Raw genomic sequence first — 26,477 nt, forward strand, 5'->3', positions numbered from 1 at the left:
ATCCCTAATTCCTGCCGAAAAGCAATAAGCGGCTCCATGGTAAGCTCGGCACACCTTCATCACGGAAGTGTAGATTATGACAATAACCAGAGCCCATGGCTTCAAGGGCATGATGGCGGGCGCACTGTCTACCCTCATGTTTCTGACCTTGCCCAGCCTGGCCAGTGACCACCCGCCTCTACCGCCGGAGGATGCCGTGGAGTGGACCCTGCGCAAGGAAGTCGACAACATTCGCATTTACACCATGGACCAGAGCGATTCCGGGTTTCAGGCCTTCAAGGCCGTGGCTGATCTGGACGTTCCCCTGGAAAACCTCATGGCAGTGATGATCAACCCGGAATCCTGCAAAGAGTGGGTCCATAACTGCACAGAATCCTACGCCTTTGGCCAGGGCGAGTTCCACGATCGATACGCTTACTCCGTTAACGACATGCCCTGGCCGGTGACCGACCGGGATTACGTGCTGCGTATACGCACCCGTGGCAACGCCGACACCGGCGAAGTGGTGATGGACCTGAATGCCGTGCCGGGTATGCGGGCGGAATTCAATAGCCGGGTTCGGGTTGATCGCTCAGACACCCTGTACCGTTTCACCCCTAACGGCGATAAAACCCATATGGTCTGGGTGCAACACACCGAACCCAACGGAGCACTCCCGGGTTGGCTGGTGAATAACCTGCTGGTCGACATCCCAGTGAAGTCCCTGCAAGCGCTGGAGGCCGTGGCCAAAGAAGACAAGTATCAAGGCTACCAACTTGAATGGGGTGAAAACGGCAATCTTCAGGCGGTCATCCCCGCTGACCGTTAACCAACCGATGCCAGGGGTTGAACAACACAATGATACAGGGGTGACGGACAGCCAAGGAACGGCTAAGCTTCATCAAAAGGACTGCAAATGGAAGAAGCCCACCAATGAGCGTTCTCGCCCATGAGATCATGACCCCAACCGTCAAAGCCGTACCACACCACTGGACCATGGACCGGCTGGCGCGTTTTCTGACGGACAACGAAATCACCGGTAGCCCGGTAACAGACGACAACGGCGATATTATCGGCATCGCGACGCTCAAGGACATCACCGAATTCCGTTGGAATGCGACTCGCTCCGAGGGCCAGCCCAGCCTGACCCCGGAAGAGCAGGAGGAAGCCCGTCGACTACGCATGGTCATCTTCGAGGAAATGGGCAAGGTGCCTGTTGAAGTGCGAGATATCATGACCCCCATCGTACTTTCGGTTGACGAAGATACCCCGGTGCGAGACATTGCCAATATCATGATGCGCGAACACCTGCACCGTATTTTTGTCACCAGGGACTCAAAAATTACCGGTATCATAACCACTTACGATATGCTGAAGCTGATTTCCCAGAAGGAACTGACGCAACGCTGCGCCGAGAACGACTGAGCCACCAGAGAGGTAGCCCTACCTATGCCAAGAGCACCGCAAGCTCGCCGAAAAATGTACGTCCTCGACACCAACGTCCTGATTCACGACCCGAACGCCCTCCTGAATTTTGAAGAACACGACGTCATCATTCCGATGACGGTTCTCGAAGAACTCGACAGCCTCAAGTCCGGCAAACAGACCGTCGCCGCCGATTGCCGCCAGGCCATTCGCAACATCGACAAATTGTTGGGCGATGCCAGCCCGAAAGTGATTGAAAAAGGTGTGCCGATTGTTCGCGGCAAAAAGGCGGAGCCTTTGGGCACCCTGTCGATCATCATGAGTACCGAGGGCATCGGCAATCATTCCCTGCCGGAACACCTGAACGACAACAAGATCATCAATACCCTGGCCGCCCTGCAGGCCCGGCACAAATCCCGTGACATTATCCTGGTCAGCAAAGACATCAACATGCGCCTGAAAGCCCGGGGCTTTGGTGTGGAAGCCCAGGATTACCACAACGACCAGTTGCTGGATGACATCGATCTGTTACCGAAAGGCTACAAGGAGTTCCAGAACTCCTTCTGGGATAACATCGCCAAGGTAGAAACGGTACAGCGTGAAGGGGTCACCGAACACCTGCTCAAACGTGAGGGCGAACTGGCCAGACTGAACATCAACGAGTTCGTGATTGATGAACACGGTTTTGTCGGCCAGGTGGTGGACATCTCCGACGACCAGCTGGTGATCAAAGACCTGCACCAGCACGACCTGATGAACGAGGAAGTCTGGGGGCTGGTGCCACGGGATATCTACCAGGCCATGGCCCTGCACCTGCTTCTGGACCCGGACATCCACCTGGTTAACCTGACCGGCTCCGCCGGCTCCGGCAAAACCATCCTGGCCCTGGCCGCCTGCATTGAAATGACCGTGGCCAGCAAGCTTTACAAGCGGATCATCGCCACCCGGTCTACCCAGGGGCTGGACGAAGACATCGGCTTTCTGCCTGGCACCGAGGCGGAGAAAATGGAGCCCTGGCTGGGCGCCATCGTGGACAATCTGGAAGCCCTGCACGAAGACGATGAGAACATGACCGCCAGCGTCGACTACATCCTCAGCAAAGTGCCGCTGCACTTCAAATCCATGAACTACATCCGCGGCCGCAGCTTCCAGCACAGCCTGATCATTATTGACGAGTCCCAGAACCTGACCCCGCACCAGATCAAAACCATCATCACCCGTGCCGGTAACGGCTCCAAGGTGATTTGCCTGGGCAACCTGGCGCAGATCGATACGCCTTACCTCAGCCCGCTAAGCTCCGGCCTGACCTACATGACCGAGCGCTTCAAGGGCTTCCGCCACGGAGGCCACATTCACCTGCAAGGTGTACCGAGGTCGGTGCTGGCGGAGTTCGCCGAAGCCAACCTCTAACGCCATCGCCGGCTCCGCCTGCCGGCCAATTCTGACACTTGTCGCAGAGGGCCTTTTGGCCCTCTCGCCATTTTTGGCCGGCAGACTGGCCATCGTGCCGCCCCTCTTTCCGCCTTATCGTGAACTCTGTCACATTTCGACACCTGTCGTTACAACAACTCACAATAAGGCAAACCGATGAACCATCTAACCAAGTTCGCTATCACCAGCTTGAGCGCTGCCCTTCTGGCTGCCTGTGGCGGCGGTGGCAACGACGCCGCCCCGGAAACCAACAACTCCGGTGTACAGGCCAGCACGCCACAAGCCAACCAACCGCAACCGACCGCCAGAGCCATCAGCCGCCCCATGCCAGCCAGCACCAGCGCGCTCGAGCCTGCCTCGTGTAATCAGGCAACCGACCTGGCTGGCGGCCGGAGCTACCGGGTACAAATGCCATCCCGCGTGGACGGTGCCGCCATCGTGTTCGAGGTATTCGAACCCTCATTGTTCGACTGCGATACCAAGCACCCGCTGATACTGCAGGGCCATGGTTTCAGTGGTTCACGCACCACAACCGCAGGCGATGACCCTCTGGCACCGATCAAGCCGCTGATAGACGCGGGCTATGCTGTGATCAGTATTGATCAGCGAGGCCATGGAGAAAGCGGCGGAACGGTTCGGGTAATGGACCCGGACTTTGAAGGCGAAGACCTGGTACAGATTGTCGATTGGGCCGAAACCCATCTGGATTACCTGAAATACCGGGACAACAATCTGCTGCTCGGCGGTGTTGGAGGCAGTTACGGTGGTGGTTTCCAGTATCTGCTCTACAACGTAGACCCGGATCAGCGCATGGACGCCATGGTGCCCCAGATCACCTGGCATGATCTTACCTACAGCCTGAACCAGGGCGGCGTCACCAAGAACTACTGGGCAGCGTTCCTGTCCCTGGCCGGTGATGCCGGCACCGGGGGCGCTATGGACCCGTTTATTCGAAGCACCCTGATCGATGGCATTGTCGGCAACCGGTTCCCGGAGGCCGCTCTGGACTTCTTCCACTACCACAGCCCCAGCTACTTCTCGGATAACGAGCGCGGGCTTGAGCTGTTCGACAGCGGTAACAGTCAGGAATACCTGCTTGACCCGATCACCGGCCGGCTGCCCATTACCAGCGATGGCCGCTATATCATCAAGACACCCCAGAGCACGCCCTACCCGGTGGATGTGCTGATGTTCCAGGGCCTGCGCGACAGCCTGTTCCCGTTTAACGAAGCCTATGAAAACTACCTGTCGATGAAGAAAGCCGGTGGCGATGTGAGGCTGCTGACCTACCCGTTCAGCCATCACTACCTGGCACCCAACGTGGGGCTGATTCAGGAAACCCTGGCCAGTTTTGATTTCTATTTGGGCGCAGTGCCCGAACTGCCTGCCGCCGGCCTGAACACCCTGGCCAGCTGCGGCGATATCGAGATCAACCGGGCGACCGTGGCCTGGTTTAACGAGAAGCTGCTGGGCAAAGGTAATGCAGACAATGTGATCACCACCGGCCAACAGATCTGCTACACCCTGTCTCCGGGTGACGCTGTATCCGCGCCGGAGGTGACCGTGGGCGGCCAGAGCTTCCCGATTGCCCATGACATACTCGGAGCGTCATTCCCGGTTTCCGCGCTGATCGGCCCGGCTGGTGTGCTGCCCACCATCGTTCCCCTGACCACCATGCCGGAAGATGGCGTGATTGCCGGCATCCCCACCGTCGATCTCAATGTCAGTCTTGGCTCGGAGACTCTGGACAATGCCTGCCTTGAAAGTTCTGATCCGATTCTGAGCCTGGGCACCTGCGACGCCATCCTGTTTGTTGGCGTGGGCGTGATCAAAAACGGATTTGGCGCACCGGAACTCATTGACGAGCAAGTGCAACCAATCCGCGGCCTGGGTAACCATAAGGTTCAGCTCACGGGTATTGCAGAGCGGCTGAGCGATGGTGACCGTCTCGTACTGATGATTTACGGCCAGCACCCGACGTTTGTGGGTGCCTTCTCCCGCGACCTGTTGGTCCCAGCGGTTCAGGTTTCCGGCGAAGTGGCACTGCCGATCCTGACCTCCGATGGTCAAAATCGGCTCACATCCATCAAGTAGGGCTATGATGACTCCCGGCGCCAGCGCGCCGGGGGCATCCCCGTCCATCGATGGAAGGCCCGGTAGAAGGTACTGGGTTCGGCAAACCCCAGGGACAGGGCAATGTCTGCCAGGGACTGGCGGGATTCCCGCACCGCCGCAAGGGCAAGCTCCCGGCGTACTTCGTCCAGCAAACTGTTGAAAGTGTAGCCTTGGGTATCCAGGCGACGCGCCAGGGTGCGCTCACTGATGCCCAGCACCCTGGCCGCTTCCGCGCGCCGGGGAAGCGTTGGCCCTATCCTGGCCATCAGCCACTGGCGAAGATCCTCCGCCGATACAGCGCCTTTTTCGAGGGCCGCCAGTCGCCCGGCATTGTACTGTTCATGCACTTGAGCCAGGGCCGGATCCGCCTGTGGCAAGGGTTTGTCCAGTAACTCATTTCCGACCAGCAGCCCGCTGAATGCCTGCTCAAAATCCACCGGGCAGCCAAACACCTCCCGGTAACCGCGAACCGGCCCAAGCCGCGCCTGACTGAACTGCACCCGCACCGGCCGCACCGCCGATCCCGCTATCCAGTCTGTCAGGCTCACCACCGCCGACAATACAGCCTCAATCTGGTGGGGGCTGAATGCCAGCCGGCCCTGCCTTGGATGGTAGACAATCCAGGTACCCCGGCTACCGGGCAACATCTGGAAGCGCCCACCGTCGGAGATCAGGCGCTGATACTTCTGCACCAGGGTAATGGCTTCGCGCAGCGTGGCCGCACTCTGCATGGCAAAACTGACGGCATCAATGCTGGCCGGGCGCACGCCCGTGCCCACTTTCAGACCAAAACCCGGATCGTCGGTACAGCGCTCGGCGGCGTGCCAGAGCCGGGTAATGAAATCGATGGGCCAGCGTTCCCAGCTCAGCGCCTGTGCTGGCAAGCCCGCAGTTTCGAGCAACACGGTGTCGCCAACCCCCAGACGTCGGGCGGTATCGATCACGGTGTTGACCCACCCCATGGAAACGGTGGCTTCTAAAGTCAATTATTCTGGCCTCTGAAGTCAATTCAGATCCGATCATAGCGTTATATGGTCTGTAACAACAAAACCAAAAACACATTTTGGACATGCACCATGGCAAAACCTGATTGCTCAGACATCCTGATTGCCGGCGGCGGCCTGGCGGGCATGGTTACCGCCCTCGAAGCCCTGCGGGCGGGCAAGACTGTCACCATCGTTGACCGGGACACCCCCGAACGCTTTGGCGGCCTCGCGTTGTGGGCCTTTGGTGGCATGGCGCTGATCGACACCCCACTGCAGCGGCGTATGGGAATTGCCGACTCGCCGGAACTGGCCCTTCAGGACTGGCTGCGCTTTGGTGAACTGGCCCCCAATGATGAATGGCCCATGCAGTGGGCCCGCTATTACGTTGAACATTCCCGTTCCGAGGTGCACGACTGGCTCGCCAACGAGGGCATTAAATTCATGCCTGCGGTGAACTGGGTAGAGCGTGGCCGGTTCGGCGATGGCAACAGCGTGCCCCGCTACCATGTTACCTGGGGCACCTCCCGGGAATTGGTGCGCTGCATGGTTAACGCCCTGCATGAGGAAAATGCCAGCGGCCGCCTCACCATTCATCACCGCCACCGGATCACCGGGCTGGACCATCAGGCGGGTGAGGTCTGCGGCGCCATTGCCATCAACGAGGAAACCGGCGGAGAGGTCCGTTTTGCGGCCTCTAATGTGGTGTTGGCCATGGGCGGTATCAACGGCAGCCACGCCGAATGCCGGGCCAACTGGCCCAAACATCGCCCGCAACCGGCCACCATGCTCAATGGCGCCCACCCGTTTGCCGATGGCAAGCTGCACCACTGGGCCAAAGACCACCTCGGCGCGCGCATTACCCACGCCGGCGAAATGTGGAACTATGCGGCAGGCTTTCCCCACCCCTACCCGCATTTCCCGGGCCATGGCCTGTCTACCATTCCATGTAAATCCGCGCTCTGGCTGAACCACCGGGGCGAGCGTATCGGGCCGGAGCCCCTGGTGACCGGCTTCGATACCCATTGGCTGTGCCAGCGCGTGGCCGAACAGGAAAAACCCTGGACCTGGCACCTGCTGAACCGGCGAATCGCCCTGAAAGAATTTGCTATCTCCGGTGCCGAACACAACGCCCGCATCCGGGACAAGCAATTCCCCCTGTTCCTGAAAGAACTGCTGCTGGGCAACAAACCGCTGGTGAATCAGATGCAGAACGAAAGCCGTCACTTCCTGGTGGACGACACCCTGGAAGGGCTGGCGAAGAAGATGAATGCCCTCACCTGCTCCCTGGACATCGACGCCGCCACCTTGAAGGCCTCCGCCGATGCCTTCGACGCGAATTTCAGCAAAGGCAGCCAGCTGAACAACGATCCGCAAATCCGCATGATACGCCATGCCCGCCAGTGGGGGCCGGACCGGCTGCGCACCTGCAAACCGGCACCACTGCAAAAACCAGGGGCCGGCCCCTTCATCGCCATCCACATGCAACTGACCACCCGCAAGAGCCTGGGCGGCCTTCGTACCGACCTGCAAAGCCGGGTGCTGGATGCCAGCGGCCAGCCCATCCGAGGCCTGTACTGTGTGGGTGAAGCGGCCGGTTTTGGTGGCGGCGGCAGCAACGGCAAGCGATCACTGGAAGGCACCTTCCTGCCCGGTTGCATTCTGACTGCCCGGGCGGCCGCCCGTTCCATCACCAACGGAGGCTGACACCATGCCCCTGAGTTATCCGGCCACTGCCGCCGATTACCAGATCCTCGCCCGCCGTAAACTGCCCCGTTTCCTGGCAGACTACCTGGACGGCGGTGCCACCGAAGAGCAAACCCTGCGGGCCAATGTCAGCGGTTGGCAGGATATCGCCCTGCGCCAGCGTGTTCTGATTGATGTCGACAACGTAGACACCCGCGCCCAGCTGGCCGGCCAATCCTGCAGCATGCCAGTGGCCCTGGCGCCCCTGGGGCTGGCCGGCATGATGGCACAGCGGGGAGAAGCCCAGGCGGTAAGGGCAGCCAATGCCGCCGAGGTACCGTTCACCCTATCCACCGTTGGCATCTGCCCGCTGGACGAAGTGAAAGCCGCCGCCAATGCACCCTTCTGGTTCCAGTTGTACATGATTCGTGACCGGGAGTACGTGGACACTCTGCTGAAAAAAGCCTGGAATGCCGGCTGCCAGACCCTGATTTTCACCATCGACCTGCCCCTACCTGGCCCCAGACACCGGGACACCCGCAACGGTCTGGACAGCAGCGGTGCCCGTTCCGTCGCCCTCAAGGCACAGCAACTGCTGTCGCGGCCGGGTTGGCTTTGGCAAGTGGCCATAAAAGGCAAACCGCTGACCTTCGGCAACCTGAGCGACGCAGTGCCAGAGGCCAGCAATCTGGATTCGTTCAAACAGTGGGTGGATACCCAGTTTGATGCCTCCGTTACCTGGCAGGCCATCGAATGGCTGCGGGAACGCTGGCCCGGCAAGCTGATCCTCAAAGGCATTCTGGAGGTGGACGATGCCAAAGCAGCCGTCAACGTGGGTGCCGATGGCATCGTGGTCTCCAACCACGGCGGTCGCCAGCTCGACGGTGTGGCCGCCACCGCCAGCAAACTCCCTGATATCGTTGCCGCCGTTGGTAAAGACACCGAGATCCTGGTGGATGGCGGCATCCGCAACGGCGTGGACGTTTTCCGCGCCCTCGCCCTGGGGGCTAACGGCGTGATGGTTGGCCGCCCCTGGGCCTGGGCCCTGGCGGCGGAAGGCCAGGCCGGATTAACCCGACTCCTGAACACCTGGCAGCAGGAACTGAAACTGGCCATGACCCTGACCGGCGTCACCCGAATTGCTGACATCAGCGCAGCCCACCTGGATCTGCCAAACACACACAAATTGACCCAAGCTGGAGAACAACAATGACCAACGGCGCTCAGGCACTCATGAAAACCCTGGTGGATTCGGGTATTGAAGTCTGCTTTACCAACCCCGGCACCAGCGAAATGCATTTTGTCGCCGCCCTGGACAGCGAACCCAAGATGCGAGCGGTGCTGGCCCTGTTTGAAGGCGTCGCCACCGGTGCCGCCGACGGCTATGCCCGGATGGCCGACAAACCCGCCGCCACCTTGCTGCACCTTGGCTGCGGCCTGGGCAACGGCCTGGCCAACCTGCACAACGCCCGCAAAGGCAAGGTGCCGGTGGTCAACATTGTTGGCGACCATGCCACCTACCATGTGAAATACGACGCCCAGTTGCAGTCCGACATCGAAACCGTGGCCCGCAACATCTCCCCCAATTTTGTGCGCACGTCACAAAGCACAGAAGCCCTTTGCCAGGACGCCGCCGAAGCCATCACCGCGGCCCGGGGTTTGCCGGGCCAGGTAGCCACGCTGATTCTGCCGGCGGACGTGTCCTGGGGCGAAGGCGGCAAACCTTGTGCAGCACCAACACAGCCGCAGGCACCGGCGGCCGATGACCATGCCGTTCAGGCCGCCGCCGAGGCCATTGGCAGTGGCAAGAAAACCGCTCTGCTGCTGGGTGGTCGTGCCCTGCGTGAGCCCGCCCTGTTGGAAGCAGCCCGCATTGCCGCCCACAAGGGTGTCACCCTGTTTGCTGAAACCTTCCCGACCCGCATTGAACGGGGCGCCGGCCTGCCGCCGGTGGAGCGGATCGCCTACCTGGCAGAACTCGCTACCCTGCAGCTTTCCGAGTTCGACCATCTGATTCTGGTGGACGCCAAGGCGCCGGTATCTTTCTTCGCCTATCCGGGCAAACAGAGTTACCTGGTGCCGGACAACTGCACCGCTCACACCCTGAGCACACCGGAACAGGATGCCGCCGCCAGCCTCAAGAAGCTGGCCGATACCCTCGGTGCCAGCAGCGCTCAACCAAAGCTGCAGGCGCCTGGCCGCCCCGGACTGCCGAAAGGCAAACTCACCGCTGAAAAGGTTTGCCGTGCGGTGGGCGAACTGATGCCCGAGAACAGCATCATCGTGGATGAATCCATTACCTCTGGCCTGATGCTCAACGCCATGACCGCCGGCTCGCCGAGGCACGACATGATCACCCTCACCGGTGGCGCCATCGGGCAAGGCATGCCAAACGCGGTCGGCGCGGCCATCGCCTGCCCCGACCGCCAGGTCTACGCACTGATCGGTGACGGCACCGCCATGTACACCAACCAGGCCCTGTGGACCATGGCCCGGGAAAACCTGAACGTGACCACCATTATCTTCAACAACGCCTCCTACTCCATCCTGAACGTGGAGCTGGAACGGGTTGGCGCAGAGGAAGCGGGGGCCAAGGCCAAGTCTCAACTCGACATCAGTGGCCCGGTGACCAATTACGCGCTGCTGGCCCAGAGCATGGGGGTGCACGGCACCCGGGTGACCACCGCCGAAGAACTGATCAAAGCCATGGAATACGCCAAACACAACCCCGGCCCCCACCTGATTGAGGCGGTGGTACCGGAATCATTGAATGGTGTGAAAAGAAAGGTTCTGCCCTGGCTGCTGAAATCGCTGCCGAGCCTGCCAAGGCCACTGACCAAGGCGCTTAAGAAGAAAATTGCGCCCTGAGGGGCTAATTAGAAAGGGCGCAACCACTGGAGAATGGCTGCGCCCTTTGGATCAGAAAACACCCAACTCATCCAGAATTTTTAGTGCATCGAAAGGCTCGTCAAAATAATGATAATTTGCCAGTTCAGCCAACATATCTGGAGGAAGGTTGTTTAAATGTTCGTAGAAGCCCCAAGATGACACGTGAAGTAGAAATTGCTTGTCAGCGGCATACGTTTTAGTAGCCTCACTCACATCACGGGACTCGAGAATGGCTCCGACGATGAACGATGCATCACCTATTTCAGGCATCGTGCAGTTATGGAGGGATATAGAGCTTTTAGACACGAGAAAGCGCCTAACATCATCGTCGTCATACCTTCTCAGTACATCTAATGCATCGTCTCCCGGTGAATATCTGTTACTCTCTACCCTTTCGCATGCAACCAATTTTTCTTCGTACTTCTGTAATTTCAGGTCAATAGTTTTCTTGGCGAAATCTGGGCCTTCAGCCAAAACAAGCCCTGGGAAAAGAAGACAAATAATCATTACACGTTTCATTTATACACCTCCTGTGCAGCCGCTATAGATAGCCTTCCAGAACTGACGCTGCTCATAGCTCTTACCAGGAGACAAGTATTGCATTCTAGCTTCCTTTTCTATTGATTTTCTTACAATATCTCCTGCCTGAGACATTGCTTTCGTGAAAAGAACGAAGTCAAAGCCACTGATATTGAAGGTCGCTTGTGCCGAATTATTTCCAAGAAATATCGTTGCCAACGCCCCTGCGGGCATTATAATTTCGAGCATATTCCCTGCCCTTTGTCTTCTGCGAATATCCTCGATGGCTTCCCAATCATCATAATCAAGCTTTAGTCCAGTAATATCAGGACATTCCATTTTTTCCTCCTTGAGTTACACCGTCCATTTGTTGCATTCAAGAGACTATCCCCGAACCAGCTACATGTAAATCCGTGTATTTGCGACAGGTAGCGAGGGCATAACGTACAGCTTCTACGCACGTATGAAGCGCGACGCCATGCCCCAAACCGGCCAGCCTTTTGGGCCTCCCGCCACGGACACGGCGAAGTCGTACTCGCGGGGTTCCGATGAGCAGGCTGTGACTAAAAGCGGCAGCAGGATAATCACCCCGATTCTGAGAATCGTGTTATTGCGCACTCACCTCTCCCAACTCACAATTCCGTTAACCTGAGTAGTTGCTTCTCAATTTACTGCATCACCATCAGCCCGACGGCTGAGCCAGGCTGGTGGTGGCGGAATAATTCCTTCCTCTACATAATCGCGAGTTCTGACGTTGTAGCGGCCAGGATCACCTTCGACAATTTCAGCGACAACGTCTTCAGCCAGTGGCGTGTGGAAATCGTGGCTGCGATCATAATTGCAGGTGTTACAGAACGCCTCCCACCAGGCAAGTGCTTCGCCTTTACCCGAAAACCCAACGATCAGAGTATGGTTGTAGTCATCAAGCGGATAGTCTCTGTACCATTTGCGCAGCTTGTCATCAAGATCCTCGGGTAGCGAGAAGGTGACCTCATAGAACGTTTGGGTTCGGAAAGAAAACCAGCGGGCGTGCACGGTGCTGGGGGCAGGTTTAGGGCTTATACCCACAATAGCTCCCCCGGGGGGCACGCGATCATAACCGCCACGGAGTGCCCCGCCACGGGCACTCCACGTTTCATCGAAGGAAATATCTTCTACCCAAACTGGCCATCCCTGCGGCCCACCCGCAACAGAAACGGCAAAGTCGTATTCGCGGGGCTCCGAGGAACAAGCTACAGCGAGGAACGAAAACAGGATGGTAAAGGTTGCCCTGAGGACGCTTTCACTGTGCACTTGCAACTCCTACCGAAGATGGTTTTATGGCTTTGCCCGGCTTGTTAGAGAAAACCGTGCGTTTGCCCGAGGACTCTGGGTCTAACCCAAATTTATAGATACTATGGGAAGTATGGATAAACCCATGCAGGTAATCCCTGGACGTTTCCAGCGAGCCTCCTGCCGACTGCCAAGACGCGATTGCTGACCGGAGGACGGAAGGTAATGCATGATCGATATCAGTCGGATCCAGTCCTCCCAATGGAACCCCCGCCTGCAAAGCTAATCCATGCATACTGTGTAGGTTGTATATCGCCAGTTCCTTACGTGTACGCCTACGCTCCTGCACGTGGATATCGCCGTTTGGCTGGGGCACCGCCACCACAGTCCGGCCTGGGCGTGCATACTTCGCCTCAAGCTGTGGAATCGCTGTGCGCTGAGTATGGCCGCCGTCCGCAAGGCCCGAGTGTATGCCCAGAACGATCTTCTCAATATTCTCGAAGCCCTTGTCCGGGTTTTCATAACCGCCGCCCACATCGGAATGGGCACCAGGTACGGCTATCTCCGTAAAGTGTGATGGCCCACTACCGTTGGCATCCATAATACTGCTCAATGGAAAATTCTTGCGGATCTCATGATGGGCCGTGAGGTGCACAACCCGCTCAGCACTGCTGGGCGAAAGATTCAGGTTAAAGTCCAGGTTGGCGTTGTCTCCGGGCAGATAAAAACTACCCACCGTATCGAACAGGCCAACAAAATTGACCCGCACCTTCACACCAGGCGGGAATGCAGCTACGGGTGTGACGCCAACCATCGGGGCGAGCAAAGAGGCACCCTTAAACTGGGGCAGCAGGACCGTTTCCGGTTGTCCATTGCTCAGATTGACAAAATGCCGGGCCAGGGCCGCGCCACGGCTGAAGCCGAATACATCGAAGACTACTTCTTCATAGTCCCCAGCAAAGATATCTCTTCGCATCCGTCTAATCGCAAACTCTATCCTGTCATGCCCACCTTCGGGCCCAATGCCCAAACCCAACCCCATGAGGTCCTCCGAGGCCTCGAATCCATTCGGAGTGTGCTGGCCGTCAATGGTGCCTGGTCCATTCACGTAGATTCTTCGATAGTTGCTGCCAAGGCCATCGTCACGATACAGGTCATACAACTTCGCCACATTCGTCACATCGCGGTTCGCCAGGATCTGGTCATTGCCCCGATGGTTGCCAGTGCCATCAAAAAACACCCCCAGGCGAAGGGTTTTGCCAGACTCATCAATATCCTTGGTGGCCTGAGAAGGGGTTGCGGCTGAGCCACCTCCTCCACCGGCGTGGCTGGAGGCGCTACTGCGCAGCTGCGCGCCGGAGGAGGCGTGTGTGCCGTTTGTGTGTATTTTTGCTGTACCGGATTCTGAGCTCAAAGGCGCGGAGTGAGAATTTGCCCCCGAAACACCAGAGAATGGCAATGGCGCATGGGTATCGCCAACCACCACGCTACTGCTGCCAATAGTGACTCCACCACAGGAAATCGCACCACCGGTTGTGGCAACGGGTAACCCGTTAATGAGAACCGTGCTTGAACCGGAAGCGATAGTACGCGGATGAGGGGAATGCTTGGGTTTGGAGTGCTGGGCAAGCTGATCGCCTACCCGGGCGACGGGCTTGCCGTCGATGAGTACATCCGGGGAACCGTTGATTACCGGCGTGGGCGGGAAACCCTCATGGTCGGTACCTAGATCCCCCAACAGCACAACTTTCTTGCCGCTCATGGCTTTGCTCCTTGCTTCTTCCGTGATACCCGAATAATCCCGGGGGTTCCTTGACGGGCAATCCTGCCCTCATGCCAACTTTGTTCAGACCGCATGTGTTCCTTATGCAGCGAAGCAGAGTTTATCAGCACCCCTCGGCCTGAAGGAAGTTTCTACGCAATCGGAAACTGATCACAAAGGCTTTAGTTGTCAGTAATGAGACCATGTGGCTGCCCCTGAAGCGCATGGCGGTGATGTTTGGTTTGCATCGTCGGCAATCACCAAGCACCTGAAGAACCTTTTGAGAGGGGTGAGCTAGAATAGGAAGTGGCATGTTCCGCTTTGGAACATACCACTGAACAGGTCGCAGGCGAGTCAGTGGACCATTGGGGTGATGCGTCTACCGAAAAATTACCAGTATTTTGCTGAATACAGCATTTAGAACAGCCACCGCAGCGGTTTCTGATTTTCAATCCACGCGCCCGCGAGGGGCGCGACCAGAAAACCATGGGTGACATCCAGGCCAACCAACAGTTTCAATCCACGCGCCCGCGAGGGGCGCGACATGCCTTTCACAGTGGTATCCGCCAGGGCTTCCTGTTTCAATCCACGCGCCCGCGAGGGGCGCGACCGATAGAGCTCATCACCTCACTCAGTGTGAAGTTGTTTCAATCCACGCGCCCGCGAGGGGCGCGACGGTTGTCAGTGTGCCAACGCTTACAAGGTACTTGTTTCAATCCACGCGCCCGCGAGGGGCGCGACCTCGGTGCTGATATTGATGCCCTGGGTTGGGCAGTGTTTCAATCCACGCGCCCGCGAGGGGCGCGACGCCGTAGCGGCAGGGTCTTTGTCCTTGCTGGTGCCGTTTCAATCCACGCGCCCGCGAGGGGCGCGACTTCCAGCTCGGCTCAACCATGGCCAGGCCGTTCTGGTTTCAATCCACGCGCCCGCGAGGGGCGCGACTTTCACGTCTTACTCGAAGGGCACTACCCCTTCTTTCGTTTCAATCCACGCGCCCGCGAGGGGCGCGACGCCAACGTCATCGGCACCGTCACCCCTGAAGGCAAGTTTCAATCCACGCGCCCGCGAGGGGCGCGACGTGAGGTTGCCGATAGGCAGACCAGGCCCCCAGGTTTCAATCCACGCGCCCGCGAGGGGCGCGACAGACGCTGGTTGAGGCATACGCCACGTTCCGTGTGTTTCAATCCACGCGCCCGCGAGGGGCGCGACACTGCAACATCAACTGGCCGTTGTGGGCGCCTCTGTTTCAATCCACGCGCCCGCGAGGGGCGCGACGCGGCTTTATCGACAACTTCGCCAGTGATGCGCAGTTTCAATCCACGCGCCCGCGAGGGGCGCGACGCTGATGACGCCGGTATGACCGTCTTTGCCACTTGGTTTCAATCCACGCGCCCGCGAGGGGCGCGACACACCTGCACATCGGCATGGACTTCAACGTCCAGTTTCAATCCACGCGCCCGCGAGGGGCGCGACCGCTCTATCCTAACCCACTGAATCCAAAGCAACCACTCCTCTGATTCCGCTAACATAAGCGCACAACATATATTTACGGATGTACATTGAATGACCAAATACAGAAAGGCCAGGCGCCACAAGGGCCCTGGCCTTTCGCTAACATTCCGGCTTTTTAATGAGCACTACCGGTTAGCGATTACAAAATCATCGCATCCCGGAAAATATCGGGAGCAGGCTTCGCTCCATGATGTTCAATTCGATTTTTCCAGTTCTTGCCGAGTTTGTAGAATCTCAGGCTATCCTTCTCTTCATCATAGAGGCCCAGCAATTCGTCCCTGAAAAAGGTCCACTGAGCCGGATCAATTTCGCACTCAAACACTGAATACTGAACACGCACACCGTAATCAAGACATGCTTTAGCTACCCGCCTCAATCGCGCCGGCCCATCCGGGTCTTCCATCGAAATATCATAGGTAACCAACACCATCATGGCGGACTCTCCTATCGAATGACACAGGGCGGGTATCTTTCCAGATCATTCCTGAGATGACGGGCTAGCAACATGGCCTGTATATGCGGGATGATTCCTATCGGCACCTTCTCTTTAAGGAACGGATGCATCACTTCCTGCTGTTTGCGTTCCTGATAACTCACCAGCAGCGTTTTGCGGGCCTCGTCTGACATCCTCACTGCCCCGGAGGACTCAGTGATGAAATCCGTTGCTCTCAGTTGCTTCCTGTTTATCAGGCTGAGTACGAGCCTGTCCGCCAACCAAGGTCTGAATTCTTCAAGCAAGTCCTGAGCGAGGCTGTCCCTACCTGGCCGATCGGTATGCAAATAACCTACTTGAGGATCCAGACCCACACCGTTAAGTGCGGCACTGATATCCTGGCCCAGGATCGAGTAAACAAACGACAATAATGCATTAACCGGGTCACGTGGAGGCCTTCGATTTCGTCCGGCAAAAGTGAATTCCTCGCGGGCCCCCTTGTTTATTAATTCTCCAAAGACAGCAAAATATTGTGCGGCGGCATCCCCTTCAATGCCTCTCAAGGAATCGAGGTTATCGACATACTTTGCCAGCCGGATTGAGGCGGCAAGATGCTTCACCACCCTGGTCAGCGATTCTGTTTCTCCATGATTGCGCTGTTGTCTGAGTAGCACATTCCGGCAACCAACCAACTTCGCAGCGACCACCGAGCGAGCGATTTCGAGGCTCGTTAATTGATCCGCATTGTACTGAGCCCGTCTGAGGAGCACATTGCCTGATTTCTTACCCTGTAGTCGACCATAAAAGCGACCATATTCAGTAAAGAATGCCAGGTTAACGCCTTTCTCCCCGCAGAACCCCATCAAGGCCGGTGAGACCAGGACGTTTCCAAAGCAAAACACGCCGGAGACCGAGTGAATGGGCACCTGCATGAGTTTCGTGCGCTCATGCTCTATGACGACAGTTTCACGCTCTTTGTGCACATAGGCACCTTGTCGGGTGACATAGAGACTGTTCTGGAGTTTTTTCACTACCGATCGACCTCATCGAACAACTCGTCGACATATCGGGTGCTTCCGTCCTTTCCAAGTAATTTCGGATTGCACAGATCGTATAACGAGCAAGAGTCACACTTTTTTTCATAAGCGGCTTTCGGGGTCTGGCCGCTAAGGAGCAATTTGCGTACTTCAGTAATGACAGCGCGCGTCTCTTCCCTAAGGTCTTCTGTAAATGCCACTTCATCCCGGTGGCGAGTCTGCCAATACCATAGTGCGCCTGAATGAACCGACCGGCCCTGCATCTCCTCGAGACAAAGCCCTTGGGCACACAACTGAATTCGGTCCCAGCTATCCCGCTTGGGTTTGCCTCTTTTATACTCGACCGGCTTCATGGTTCCGGTTGAAAGCTCGATTTCTACGAGGTCCAGCTTTCCGGTAATCCCGAGCGACTCAGCACTTACCAACACACCCCGTTCATAACGAATGCCTTTGCGGGTTTCCGGCTCGCCCCGGTCTACCCGCTGATGCAACACTTGCCCTTGTGCCGTTAGCCAGTTCTCTGCCCACACCTGTTCGTTGTGTATCAGAGCGCACTGACGGGGGCAAAAGGCATAGTGCTGCAATGCAGACAGCGGAACGAGCTTTTCATCCTGCATAATCAGGCAACCCTTTATTCACGCAGCGAACTGAATCACCTCTACCTCATGGTTCTGCTTGATGGCTTCTTCCGCCATGCTCAGAATCTTTGCTGAAATCGCGTCATCGAGGTAATACTCACCACAGTTATCACAAACCTCTGCGGGCACATTTTTAACAACAATGGTTGCCTCCCCTCGTGTCACGGTGACGGTAGTAGTGCCAGGATGGGTTTCCCCGTTTTTACAGATTACGCATTTCATTCAGCTTCTCCTGGTTTTAAAGTCATCATTCCAGATGTCCGGTGATGGCACATAAGCAGTTATCACGTAACACTCATTGTTCTCCTGATTCTGTGCGACGACAACATGAACAGGCTTATTGTCTATCCACCCCAGCCGCAATTCACTGGGGTGGGGTTTATCGTCAGGATAGCCTGTTATCGTTTCTCCGGTTTGTATGGTGAATATAACCTCTTCCGAAGACAGCGATCTCTCGAACATCCGCCTGAGCGCATGGCCGCTGAACTTGACTGATGCACATTGTTTCATCCCTGAAGCGCTCTCCTTAATTTCGAGACTGAATGAGGCAACCAGCTCCCTGCTAGTCCAGGTACTTGATCAGCTGCACACCCGTGGGCAACTGCTCCTCACTGACTGTTACTTCATAGTCACTGAAATCCCTGGCCGGTCCCTCGGATTTCCGCTTAACGTCAACCAACTCAAACAGCTTTCTGGCTGGCGCGTTACCAAGCGCCGAATCGTGTTTGAATACCAGCAATGCACAAGGTGACATTTCGCCCCGACTGGCAGAGCGGTCATGATCAAGCATGTTCACCAGTGAATCCCAGAACAACTCCAGATCCTCTTCACCGAAACCGGTTTGCTTCGCGAGATTTGCCGAGATAAATCCATGACAACGGTACAAGCCATAAGGGATTGTAAACTTCCGCCCCATCGTGCGGTTATCTCCGCTTTGAGCCTCAGCTTCTTTCTCAGTCGTTACGGCCATCCTGGTGATACTGTGTTCGGCGCTGACAACCGGCTCAACACTTCGGGCAAAATTCATTTGGACCGGGCCTCGAACCTGGCCCGTGTTCACGTCCGTCGACATGACCGCGCCGAATGTCCTGATATCAAAGAAGTTCTGGCACATCCACTGCGTCACCTTCCTAGCATCCTCTTCTTTTTTGGGCAGCTTTTTTGACTCGTGTTTCAGTTCCAGCGCCTCGTAAGCCCGAAGGTTGTTCTTGTTCAGCACCGCCTTCTCTTTGATGTAGATCTCGAAAGGAGGAGTTTCCTCCTTCACCATGCCAACGTAGTTCCTGACCTTGCGCTTGAGGCATACATCGGTCACCAGTCCTTGTCCTGTTTCAGCATCCACGCGCGGCAAGTTGCCAGCATCTGGATCTCCATTGGGGTTGCCATCTTTTACGTCAAACAGGTATACAAATTCATAACGGTTGTTCAGGCTCATGCTTCGACTCCTTCTGATTCATCATGCGCTGGTTCTTTTGAATGCTTGGCAAATAACGCCTGGCGCTGGTGGTAGTAACCAATGGCGAATAACCCCTGATCCTCCAGATTGAGGTGGGCCGGAAAGTCGCTGATATCCGCCATAATCTCCGCAATACGCTTCTCGGCGACCACTTGTTGTCCACGGTGAGGCAGTTTCTTAAGGTGATGCGCGTGCAACCGCATCAGCGTTCCGAAAACAGATTTTGGATTACAGCTGGCACTGCTGTAATAACGATCCCGGATACCTGCGTTCAATCCCGGATTGGCATCCGATTGCAGTTTTTCCAATACGGCAAACAGACAGCCCAGACGATAACCAATCCGCTTTTCTTCAGGGTTATAGGCCATAGTCACTTCCTTAGTAGTTAGATTCTGGTAACGGTAAGACCGGTTCAGATAAGCTTTAATCAAGCGCGCCCGATAGGGTGTCACCTCTCCCTGTTCGGCTTTGATACGTTTGATGACTCCCTGCATCAGACTTGCAGGCAGAGGCAATCCCATCATGATGGCCCGCACCGTTTCCCCTACCAAATGGGGCGGCAAATTTTCATCTTTTCCCAACAATGCCGTTGAGCGAAGCAGTGGTTTCAAAGGCGGGTAGTCCGCGTTCCTGCTAACAATTTCGATGTCCCGGAACCACTCGGCCAGTTGTTTGCTGAATTCTGCCACGGTACCTACCTGCCAGAACCGCACAGCAATTCGGGCTGCGTTCGGGGAAAGTCCGAGAAGATAGAAACGCTCCTTACCCGCACTGTCCATAAAAGCACCAGAGTGGAGAGTTTCAAAAAGCTGCCTGACCGCCCTAGTGCCGCGATCAGGGTCATCTTTGGGCGTATCATTGAAGAATGACTGAAGGTTGTTTTCGAGAAAGTTCTCCCCGGTTGACCACCAGACCACAGATATCTCATTCAACTGCAGCCGCTGAGGACTACTGGTACGCAGCAGTTGATTAAGGGCCGTGGTGTACTTGAACGCCGCTTCCTCACCCACTGGCGCATTATTGCCCTTATCCTTGCCCCAAGAACTGAACGAGTCGATATTGAAAGAAACAATGTTCGCCCCGGCCATCTGAGCTCCCCATACACCTTTTACAGCAGGGTGCAGGCGAGCAATCTTGGTTTCTTCGCCAGTGACCAGGCAAATGCCATCCTGATTCTCACTGTCCAGGGGTTGCTCCGCGATCCACTGGCGAACAGCCGGGGACTGGCAGACCAGATTATTGTCTGTACTCAATTGGAAGGTGAGATTGCATCCGGAAATCTTCAGGCACTCCTGAAATTCTGGTGCCTGCCGGACTTTTGCCTTCTCGGCTTCGTCGTTAAGGAATGCATGAACGGCCTGAACGCCCTCGTCATCCGGTATCTCTGTTCGAAGACGGTCTACCAGATCAACGAAGGCCTGGTGCTGCTTCCCGGCCATGTCGACTTCTTTAGGACTGGGCTCTGTACCTGGTTTGGAAACCTTGGACTGCTCCAGCACATATCCGAAGTGGTCCCAAAGACAGTAGGCTGTATCACAGGCTTTGGCACCACTACGCTTTGGCCCCTGCGGTACCGTGAAGGCTTTCGCTACAGGCTTGCCTTTCTCCTGAAACTCGCGAGTGTCCTTCAGTTGAACAAATCGCCCTTCTGGACTGAGAACGACGACAAACGGGATTTCTTTCTCTTCAAATCCCACGGGCGGCAGCGGGCTTCCCGCCGTTTTCTTCCGGTCGTAGTACTCACATAGTGCCTGGAGAATCATCCCCTCACCTCCGGGCTATTTCGATCGGGTACAGTCACTACGCCATCCTGCATCTGGGCTCGAAAAAATAGGGGCTGGGGGGAGGCTGGATCACCGTAATCGAGGTCGTACAACATGAATCCAAGATCCGACGACTGTTCAATTGGCTCGGGGCCATCGGCTGCATCTACCAACGTGAAATCACAACTGAACTCACGGCATCCCAGGTAAGGCTGATTGAAACACTGCCCCTTCTCGGCGCGGCGACGGAACATATCAGCAAACTTGCCAGCCGAATCCCCCGGGCCGGCCTTATCCGTCATTTGAAACTCGGCATGGAGCCGGTACCGCACATCCTTCAATAACAGGCTTGCACGCTGCTGGCGCTGTTCGTCGACATAAATACCCAGATGCCCCTCACCGCTGCTCATTGCCGACTTGGCCGTGCGGGTGGATACGATAGATTCCACTTCGTTGCGTCTCAGATTCATCCATTTGATCGGATTCAACACCTCGATCTTCGTAACCTGCCACTGAATCGCGGGTTTCCACAGAATCGCCTCAAAAATGGCTCTGGCCGAAGACGGGGTAATCACGTCATAGCTCACCCGCTCTACCTTCATTTCGGGCCTGGTGAAACAGGCAAACTCTCCACTGACATCCAGGCAAAAGCCCATGAGCCCTCCTATATGACGGTTGATTCGGCTGGGATCAGGCTATCCGGTGCCTGAACACCCCAAACCGGGTGATAATGACTGGATTCAACAACAAATTTACCGGCTCGCTCATAAATCGCTCCGATGCCGTACAGCTGCTTGGCGAGTGACTCCGGCAATGTAACGCTGTATCTCTGTAACTTCCGGTGAACCCATTTCCGGGAACCATCCTGCTCCAGCATCGCAAGCCACTGATCAACAGGTGTCTCTTCATACCCTTCCGGACGGAAAGGAACCACCACACCAATACCCTTGTCATCGATCAGTCGGAACTTGTCCGCTGCCTCCCGGAACTGGATTGCCAGGGGGGCATCCGGCGAACTCTCGGCCTTCAATAAACTGCAAACCCCATGTTTGTCACGATCCCCTTGTGTATTGAGATCACTGAAGAATGCCTGCATCGCATCCGGGCCGAGCGGCTCGCTCAACTGACCACTTATAAGCAGCTTGAGGGTTACCTGAGCGGCTTGCCGTAGGAAACCGGGAGGTGGCAATTGCTCGGGCTGAAAAACAACAACGCGGCCGTTATTCGGTAGGCGCCCTTCACGATTGCAGCGGCCGGCCGCCTGCGCGATGGAATCCAAGCCAGCCATGGCCCGGTAGACAACCGGGAAATCAACATCCACACCGGCTTCAATCAGTTGGGTGCTGACGACCCGCAGCGGCATGTCAGATCCAGCCTTTCGATCAGACAGTTTGCGACGGATCTCCGCCAAGATCTGGGACCGGTGCTCTGCGCACATATTGGCGGATAGGTGGTACAAGTCGCCATTGTCTGGCAGAAGTTCATAAAGCGCTCTCGCATCCTGCCGCTTATTAACCACGACCAGTACGCATTCTTCTTGAACCAGTTGTTGAGACAATTCCTCCCAGGATATTTTTTCATCCGGATCGGACGGCATCTCGATATTTACGCGCTTCAAATCGCTAGCTAGAGCGGCTGGCTTCTGGATTATTTCCCGAACATTATCGAGACCGGTATGGAGAACGCTGCCAAAGGCATCGACCTGCTTTCCAAGATCCGGTTGCGTCGCCGTGCAAAGTACCCAGGTCACCCCAAAGTGTTCGCTCATCTGCTGCATTACCCGGGTGATCGGCTCGTGGTAGTCACGCGGAATCTGTTGAGCCTCATCCAGAATCACAATGCTGTTCACCAGATTATGCAATTTCCGACAGCGACTGGTTCTGCTGGCAAACAGGGATTCAAATAACTGGACGTTCGTCGTGACAATCAACGGCGCATCCCAATTTTCTGCAGCTAGCCTAGATCCTGCATTCTCCATCCCGGGATCAACATCCAGGCTGCTGTGGTGTTCCAGCACAGCCTCCTCGCCGAGAAACTCCCGAAACACGTCCGCGTTCTGCTCAATGATGCTGGTGAAGGGGATGGCGTACACAACTCGCGACTTACCATGCGTTCTGGCATGCTCCAACGCAAACCCCAGACTGGCGAGTGTCTTTCCTCCACCCGTGGGAACCGTCAGACTGAATATCCCTGGTGACTCGTGAGCACTCCGTTGGCAAGCATCGAAGATCGCCTTTCGAGTTCGATTTAACGGGGTATCATCGGCCGCTTTCTGTAACTGATTCATGCGTGCAGAGAACGCTGAATGAAGTTCAGATAGTTCCGGTAATCGACCTCTCTGATTGACCCGTTCAGGAGCCATGTAGCTTTCGGTATCCAGAAAATCGGCATCCACCAGGCCCGAAAACAACAGCCGCATCCATAGACTGATAGAATCCGTGTTCCTGGCCGGTTCCGGAATATCCGGCCGTTCCGCAGTTAACAGGTTTTCAGGGATCTTCGCCTCCATGGCTTCAGAGTATTCCGGCCCTGCCTCTTTCAAGCGAAACTGCAATGAGCCACGACCACCAGACCAGTCCGGCAGCCCTGCGTGGTGCCCGGCAATCAGATAGGCAATGATGTAACCCGGCACGGATGGCCATTGATTAATCGCATGAACCGCACCTGCCGTGGAATGGGTCACCCGTTGCGGACTTTCTACGTGAGCGTTTTCCCGTTCATATCCGGAGGCATCGCGAATGTATTTCTGAAAGGCACAACGATACTTGCCGAGATCGTGCCAAAGTCCAGCAGCCAGGCCCCAACCCGAAGACTGAAATGTTCCCGCTTTAGATGCACTGAGCTTTGCCACTTTCTGCAAATGCTCCTCTAGGCGATGCGGTTCATGCCAATCGCCGGAAGAGTCATCTTGCTTCACGTGGGCAACATAGCCGTGGTTATTCATTCCAATCCTCGAAACCTTTACTTGTTTTATGGATACCAGCTTAAGTCAACCGATGCCCCAACCACTGCACCACTGAAAAAATCCTCAGTAGATTTCTGCCATTCTGCGAACCCTGGCCACCACTTCGCGCCTCAGGCTTTCCGGCGCTAAAACCTCAACATCCGGCCCATAACGCAATACCTCCATAATCAACTCGCGCTCATCGGAGTAGGGAACATGAAGGTGGTAGCTTTTTTCACGCCACTCACTTTTTTGCTCCTCATGCCAGATCTCTTCGGCCACCCAGCGGGCCGCATGCTCGGTGAACTTCAGGTGAGCTGTTTGTGTGGCTGCGCCCGCAAATATTCCGAAGCCGGAGCCTACAAAGGCATCCAAATCAGCTTTCGATACTTTTTTAGATGGATCATCAGAAACGGAGGGGGCAGACATTCGGTCCAGTGAAAACAGCCGAAGGGCCTTTGCTTCGTTACAAATAGCCAGCAAATACCAATTAGAGCGGTAATGTACTAACCGCTGTGGGTGCACGGTTCGAAACTTGTCTGTGCCCGTGCTTCTTGAGAGGTAATGGAAGGTCAGGCATTTGCCCGAGAGCGTTGCTTCTGCAACCGGATCAAAAATATGGTGTTCCGCTGCGCGGGTCTGGATTGGTTGGATTCGAATCCGCTCACTGATGGTCTCGGCATCGTGGCCGGATTCACCCAGCAATTCCCGAATTCTTGTCCTGAGCGGAGCCAGGCGATTGGTGATTAGACCTGGCTGAACGTTCTCCAGCAGGTACTCGCAGGCTAGCAGGGCATACAGTTCTGCTGGATTCATCCAAAACCCCGGCAGCTCGAATACAGGTGCTTTCGGTGCATAGTGGTGGCCGTTCTCTTCCCGGCAGTATTCGATTGGAGCGCCCAGGGAATCTCGCAGGTATTCGAAGTCTCGGGTTATGGTATTCCGGCTGGCCTCCAGTTCTTCCATGAACCTGCGCATGGAGACTGGCTTTTTAGCACTGCGAAGTAATTCGTGGATTCGGTAAATGCGGTAAAAACGGCTCACTTGCTCTCCTTGCTGAACATCCCTCCTTAAGCAAGGTTAGCTACATATACATTCGGTTGCCACTTTAAGTTACAAACGCTCACCACCGCCCCTGCAAGGTAGCCACAATTCTCCGGCTACCCGCGTTATCCCGGTGTTCACACACATAGATACCCTGCCAGGTACCCAGGGCCAGATGGCCGTGACTGATGGGCAGCGTCAGTGACGGGCCGATCATCACACTCTTGATGTGGGCCGGCATGTCGTCCGGGCCTTCCATGGTGTGCTCATAATGCGGAGCATTCTGGGGCACCATAACGTTGAAATGGCGCTCCAGGTCGCCCCGGACATCGGGATCGGCATTCTCGTTGACCGCCAGGGAAGCGGAGGTATGCTGGATGAACAGGTGCAGCAGCCCCACTTCGCAGTTGGTCAGTTCCGGCGCCTGGGCCAGAATTTCATTGGTGACCAGGTGAAAGCCCCTCGGTAATGGTGCCAGTTCGATGGTGTTCTGATGCCAGATCATGATGCTGCCTCCGGTTACTTTTGCAGTTCGTCCCAGGGGTGTACGGGCACTACCGCGTCTTCCGACACTTCACTCTCGAAGGAACTGCGGAAGTAGTCCATGGCCTTTTCGGCTTCGCCCAGCTCGTCGAAGCGGGCAATGTGATAAATGGCCTCGCCCTCGTTCACCAGCGGCAGATTGTTCACGCAGATCACAATACCGGAACAGGGGGAGGTGATCGCCACCTCCGACTCACCAAAGGGGTCCGCCACCATGGCCAGTCTCTGGCCTTTACGCACCTTCTGGCCGAGGCTGGCCACGGGGCGCATGATGCCGTCCATATCCGCCCGCACCCACTGTGAATTAGCCGCCGTTTCAGAGCGCTTTCTGGGCGCCCTCGGGCCTTTCTTGGCAGGCACCATTTCCAGCTCCCGCATCACCCGGATAATACCCTTCACACCGCTGGCGATAACCACATCATCAAAGCGCAGGGCCTCACCGCCCTCGAAGGTGATGACCGGAATATCCAGGGAATCGGCGTAGGCCCGCAGGCTGCCTTCCCGAAGACCTGCATTAATGATGATGGGGGCGCCAAAGGCATCCGCCATTCGGGAGGTTTCCGGGTTCTTCAGCTCGGCCCGGATTTGCGGCAGGTTGAAGCGGTGAATGGCGCCGGTGTGCAGGTCGATAATGTGGGTGACCTTTTCCATAATTTGGGTGCGCAACAGGTAGGCAATGCGGCCGCCCAGCGAACCGGTTTCCGAGCCCGGGAAGCAACGGTTCAGGTCCCGGCGGTCCGGCAGGTAACGGGTGCGCTGCACAAACCCGAAGATGTTAACGATAGGAACGGCCACCAGCGTGCCCCGCAGGTGCCGTAAGGCAGAGTTCTTCAGTACCCGACGGATGATCTCCACACCATTTATTTCATCACCATGAATGGCGCCACACACCATGAGTACCGGGCCATCGCGGCGGCCGTGCACCACTTCGACCGGTATGTGCAGTGGTGTGTGGGTATAAAGCTTGGCAACGGGAACTTCCACAGTCTCCCGGGTACCGGCTTTCACCTGGACGCCGGCTATTTCGAACGGTGCTCTGGCCACTT

General features: G+C 56.4%; 24 protein-coding genes and 1 CRISPR repeat array. Of the genes, 7 read left to right on the forward strand and 17 right to left on the reverse strand.

Features of this window, described 5'->3' with window-relative positions:
• Window positions 1-76 precede the first annotated feature (76 nt).
• From ABIE59_RS03630 to ABIE59_RS03645, 4 genes are all read left to right on the forward strand, one after another.
• Window positions 77-808: an START domain-containing protein gene (locus ABIE59_RS03630; protein ID WP_354444337.1), complete on the forward strand. Its 732-nt coding sequence runs from the start codon at window positions 77-79 to the stop codon at window positions 806-808.
• A 104-nt stretch (window positions 809-912) separates the two neighbouring features.
• Entirely contained in the window at window positions 913-1,404 is a 492-nt protein-coding gene (locus ABIE59_RS03635; RefSeq protein WP_072677927.1) for a CBS domain-containing protein, read from the forward strand.
• Window positions 1,405-1,428: 24 nt separating this feature from the next.
• On the forward strand, window positions 1,429-2,814 hold the full coding sequence (locus tag ABIE59_RS03640; protein ID WP_061332321.1) for a PhoH family protein: 1,386 nt from the start codon (window positions 1,429-1,431) through the stop codon (window positions 2,812-2,814).
• A gap of 177 nt (window positions 2,815-2,991) precedes the next feature.
• Window positions 2,992-4,929 carry a CocE/NonD family hydrolase gene (locus ABIE59_RS03645; RefSeq protein ID WP_354444340.1) on the forward strand — a complete coding sequence of 646 codons (1,938 nt, stop codon included), beginning with the start codon at window positions 2,992-2,994 and terminating at the stop codon, window positions 4,927-4,929.
• A gap of 2 nt (window positions 4,930-4,931) precedes the next feature.
• On the opposite strand, the gene ABIE59_RS03650 is transcribed toward ABIE59_RS03645, so the two are convergent.
• Entirely contained in the window at window positions 4,932-5,936 is a 1,005-nt protein-coding gene (locus ABIE59_RS03650) for an AraC family transcriptional regulator (protein WP_354444342.1), read from the reverse strand.
• A 90-nt stretch (window positions 5,937-6,026) separates the two neighbouring features.
• Between ABIE59_RS03650 and ABIE59_RS03655 the strand changes: the two genes are divergently transcribed.
• Genes ABIE59_RS03655 through ABIE59_RS03665 form a run of 3 tightly spaced genes read left to right on the forward strand, consistent with a single transcriptional unit; the run spans window position 6,027 to window position 10,487 of the window.
• Window positions 6,027-7,640, forward strand: coding sequence for an FAD-binding dehydrogenase (locus tag ABIE59_RS03655; RefSeq protein WP_354444344.1), 1,614 nt, complete (start codon window positions 6,027-6,029; stop codon window positions 7,638-7,640).
• 4 nt (window positions 7,641-7,644) lie between these two features.
• Window positions 7,645-8,832, forward strand: a complete 1,188-nt coding sequence (locus ABIE59_RS03660) for an L-lactate dehydrogenase (protein WP_061332324.1) — start codon at window positions 7,645-7,647, stop codon at window positions 8,830-8,832.
• Window positions 8,829-10,487: an acetolactate synthase large subunit gene (locus ABIE59_RS03665; protein ID WP_354444346.1), complete on the forward strand. Its 1,659-nt coding sequence runs from the start codon at window positions 8,829-8,831 to the stop codon at window positions 10,485-10,487. The genes ABIE59_RS03660 and ABIE59_RS03665 overlap by 4 nt, the downstream gene beginning before the upstream one ends.
• 51 nt (window positions 10,488-10,538) lie before the next feature.
• Here ABIE59_RS03665 and ABIE59_RS03670 read toward each other — a convergent pair whose 3' ends face one another.
• From ABIE59_RS03670 to ABIE59_RS03745, 16 genes are all read right to left on the reverse strand, one after another.
• Window positions 10,539-11,027, reverse strand: coding sequence for a hypothetical protein (locus ABIE59_RS03670; RefSeq protein ID WP_354444348.1), 489 nt, complete (start codon window positions 11,025-11,027; stop codon window positions 10,539-10,541).
• Window positions 11,028-11,366, reverse strand: a complete 339-nt coding sequence (locus ABIE59_RS03675) for a hypothetical protein (RefSeq protein WP_072677933.1) — start codon at window positions 11,364-11,366, stop codon at window positions 11,028-11,030. It abuts the gene before it with no gap.
• Window positions 11,367-11,690: 324 nt separating this feature from the next.
• Entirely contained in the window at window positions 11,691-12,320 is a 630-nt protein-coding gene (locus ABIE59_RS03680; protein WP_354444350.1) for a DUF2931 family protein, read from the reverse strand.
• On the reverse strand, window positions 12,310-14,061 hold the full coding sequence (locus ABIE59_RS03685; RefSeq protein WP_354444352.1) for a type VI secretion system PAAR protein: 1,752 nt from the start codon (window positions 14,059-14,061) through the stop codon (window positions 12,310-12,312). Before ABIE59_RS03685 ends, ABIE59_RS03680 begins: the two co-directional genes overlap by 11 nt.
• Window positions 14,062-14,506: 445 nt before the next feature.
• A CRISPR array of direct repeats spans window positions 14,507-15,534; the repeat unit is 32 nt; unit sequence GTTTCAATCCACGCGCCCGCGAGGGGCGCGAC.
• Window positions 15,535-15,712: 178 nt separating this feature from the next.
• Window positions 15,713-16,006 carry a CRISPR-associated endonuclease Cas2 gene (gene cas2 / locus ABIE59_RS03690; RefSeq protein WP_354444354.1) on the reverse strand — a complete coding sequence of 98 codons (294 nt, stop codon included), beginning with the start codon at window positions 16,004-16,006 and terminating at the stop codon, window positions 15,713-15,715.
• Between the two features lie 11 nt (window positions 16,007-16,017).
• Window positions 16,018-17,037 carry a type I-C CRISPR-associated endonuclease Cas1c gene (cas1c, locus tag ABIE59_RS03695; RefSeq protein WP_354444356.1) on the reverse strand — a complete coding sequence of 340 codons (1,020 nt, stop codon included), beginning with the start codon at window positions 17,035-17,037 and terminating at the stop codon, window positions 16,018-16,020.
• Complete coding sequence (cas4, locus tag ABIE59_RS03700) at window positions 17,037-17,660, reverse strand: CRISPR-associated protein Cas4 (RefSeq protein ID WP_354444358.1); 624 nt, start codon at window positions 17,658-17,660, stop codon at window positions 17,037-17,039. Before cas4 ends, cas1c begins: the two co-directional genes overlap by 1 nt.
• 18 nt (window positions 17,661-17,678) lie before the next feature.
• Window positions 17,679-17,903, reverse strand: a complete 225-nt coding sequence (locus tag ABIE59_RS03705) for a type II toxin-antitoxin system MqsA family antitoxin (RefSeq protein ID WP_354444360.1) — start codon at window positions 17,901-17,903, stop codon at window positions 17,679-17,681.
• The gene (locus tag ABIE59_RS03710; RefSeq protein ID WP_354444362.1) at window positions 17,904-18,191 is read right to left on the reverse strand and encodes a DUF4258 domain-containing protein; all 288 of its coding nucleotides are present in this window, start codon (window positions 18,189-18,191) and stop codon (window positions 17,904-17,906) included. It abuts the gene before it with no gap.
• Between the two features lie 52 nt (window positions 18,192-18,243).
• Window positions 18,244-19,116 carry a type I-C CRISPR-associated protein Cas7/Csd2 gene (gene cas7c / locus ABIE59_RS03715; RefSeq protein WP_354444364.1) on the reverse strand — a complete coding sequence of 291 codons (873 nt, stop codon included), beginning with the start codon at window positions 19,114-19,116 and terminating at the stop codon, window positions 18,244-18,246.
• A complete protein-coding gene (gene cas8c, locus ABIE59_RS03720) occupies window positions 19,113-20,900 on the reverse strand; it encodes a type I-C CRISPR-associated protein Cas8c/Csd1 (protein WP_354444366.1) in 1,788 nt (595 codons plus the stop codon). The genes cas7c and cas8c overlap by 4 nt, the downstream gene beginning before the upstream one ends.
• Window positions 20,897-21,556: a type I-C CRISPR-associated protein Cas5c gene (gene cas5c / locus ABIE59_RS03725; RefSeq protein WP_354444368.1), complete on the reverse strand. Its 660-nt coding sequence runs from the start codon at window positions 21,554-21,556 to the stop codon at window positions 20,897-20,899. The genes cas8c and cas5c overlap by 4 nt, the downstream gene beginning before the upstream one ends.
• Before the next feature lie 8 nt (window positions 21,557-21,564).
• A complete protein-coding gene (gene cas3 / locus ABIE59_RS03730) occupies window positions 21,565-23,844 on the reverse strand; it encodes a CRISPR-associated helicase Cas3' (protein WP_354444370.1) in 2,280 nt (759 codons plus the stop codon).
• 84 nt (window positions 23,845-23,928) lie between these two features.
• Window positions 23,929-24,888 (reverse strand): helix-turn-helix transcriptional regulator, encoded by a 960-nt coding sequence (locus tag ABIE59_RS03735; protein WP_354444372.1) that lies wholly within the window; start codon window positions 24,886-24,888, stop codon window positions 23,929-23,931.
• Between the two features lie 79 nt (window positions 24,889-24,967).
• A complete protein-coding gene (locus ABIE59_RS03740) occupies window positions 24,968-25,393 on the reverse strand; it encodes a secondary thiamine-phosphate synthase enzyme YjbQ (protein WP_354444374.1) in 426 nt (141 codons plus the stop codon).
• Window positions 25,394-25,407: 14 nt separating this feature from the next.
• Complete coding sequence (locus ABIE59_RS03745; RefSeq protein WP_354444376.1) at window positions 25,408-26,475, reverse strand: succinylglutamate desuccinylase/aspartoacylase family protein; 1,068 nt, start codon at window positions 26,473-26,475, stop codon at window positions 25,408-25,410.
• Window positions 26,476-26,477: the final 2 nt, after the last annotated feature.

Source organism: Marinobacter sp. MBR-99, assembly GCF_040547575.1.
Lineage (GTDB): Bacteria > Pseudomonadota > Gammaproteobacteria > Pseudomonadales > Oleiphilaceae > Marinobacter.

Coding starts and splice junctions, on each gene's coding strand:
- ABIE59_RS03630 (WP_354444337.1), top strand. CDS start 77: ATGACAATAACCAGAGCCCATGGCTTCAAGGGCATGATGGCGGGCGCA.
- ABIE59_RS03635 (WP_072677927.1), top strand. CDS start 913: ATGAGCGTTCTCGCCCATGAGATCATGACCCCAACCGTCAAAGCCGTA.
- ABIE59_RS03640 (WP_061332321.1), top strand. CDS start 1,429: ATGCCAAGAGCACCGCAAGCTCGCCGAAAAATGTACGTCCTCGACACC.
- ABIE59_RS03645 (WP_354444340.1), top strand. CDS start 2,992: ATGAACCATCTAACCAAGTTCGCTATCACCAGCTTGAGCGCTGCCCTT.
- ABIE59_RS03655 (WP_354444344.1), top strand. CDS start 6,027: ATGGCAAAACCTGATTGCTCAGACATCCTGATTGCCGGCGGCGGCCTG.
- ABIE59_RS03660 (WP_061332324.1), top strand. CDS start 7,645: ATGCCCCTGAGTTATCCGGCCACTGCCGCCGATTACCAGATCCTCGCC.
- ABIE59_RS03665 (WP_354444346.1), top strand. CDS start 8,829: ATGACCAACGGCGCTCAGGCACTCATGAAAACCCTGGTGGATTCGGGT.
- ABIE59_RS03670 (WP_354444348.1), bottom strand. CDS start 11,027: ATGAAACGTGTAATGATTATTTGTCTTCTTTTCCCAGGGCTTGTTTTG.
- ABIE59_RS03675 (WP_072677933.1), bottom strand. CDS start 11,366: ATGGAATGTCCTGATATTACTGGACTAAAGCTTGATTATGATGATTGG.
- ABIE59_RS03685 (WP_354444352.1), bottom strand. CDS start 14,061: ATGAGCGGCAAGAAAGTTGTGCTGTTGGGGGATCTAGGTACCGACCAT.
- cas2 (WP_354444354.1), bottom strand. CDS start 16,006: ATGATGGTGTTGGTTACCTATGATATTTCGATGGAAGACCCGGATGGG.
- cas4 (WP_354444358.1), bottom strand. CDS start 17,660: ATGCAGGATGAAAAGCTCGTTCCGCTGTCTGCATTGCAGCACTATGCC.
- ABIE59_RS03705 (WP_354444360.1), bottom strand. CDS start 17,903: ATGAAATGCGTAATCTGTAAAAACGGGGAAACCCATCCTGGCACTACT.
- ABIE59_RS03710 (WP_354444362.1), bottom strand. CDS start 18,191: ATGAAACAATGTGCATCAGTCAAGTTCAGCGGCCATGCGCTCAGGCGG.
- cas7c (WP_354444364.1), bottom strand. CDS start 19,116: ATGAGCCTGAACAACCGTTATGAATTTGTATACCTGTTTGACGTAAAA.
- cas8c (WP_354444366.1), bottom strand. CDS start 20,900: ATGATTCTCCAGGCACTATGTGAGTACTACGACCGGAAGAAAACGGCG.
- cas5c (WP_354444368.1), bottom strand. CDS start 21,556: ATGGGCTTTTGCCTGGATGTCAGTGGAGAGTTTGCCTGTTTCACCAGG.
- cas3 (WP_354444370.1), bottom strand. CDS start 23,844: ATGAATAACCACGGCTATGTTGCCCACGTGAAGCAAGATGACTCTTCC.
- ABIE59_RS03740 (WP_354444374.1), bottom strand. CDS start 25,393: ATGATCTGGCATCAGAACACCATCGAACTGGCACCATTACCGAGGGGC.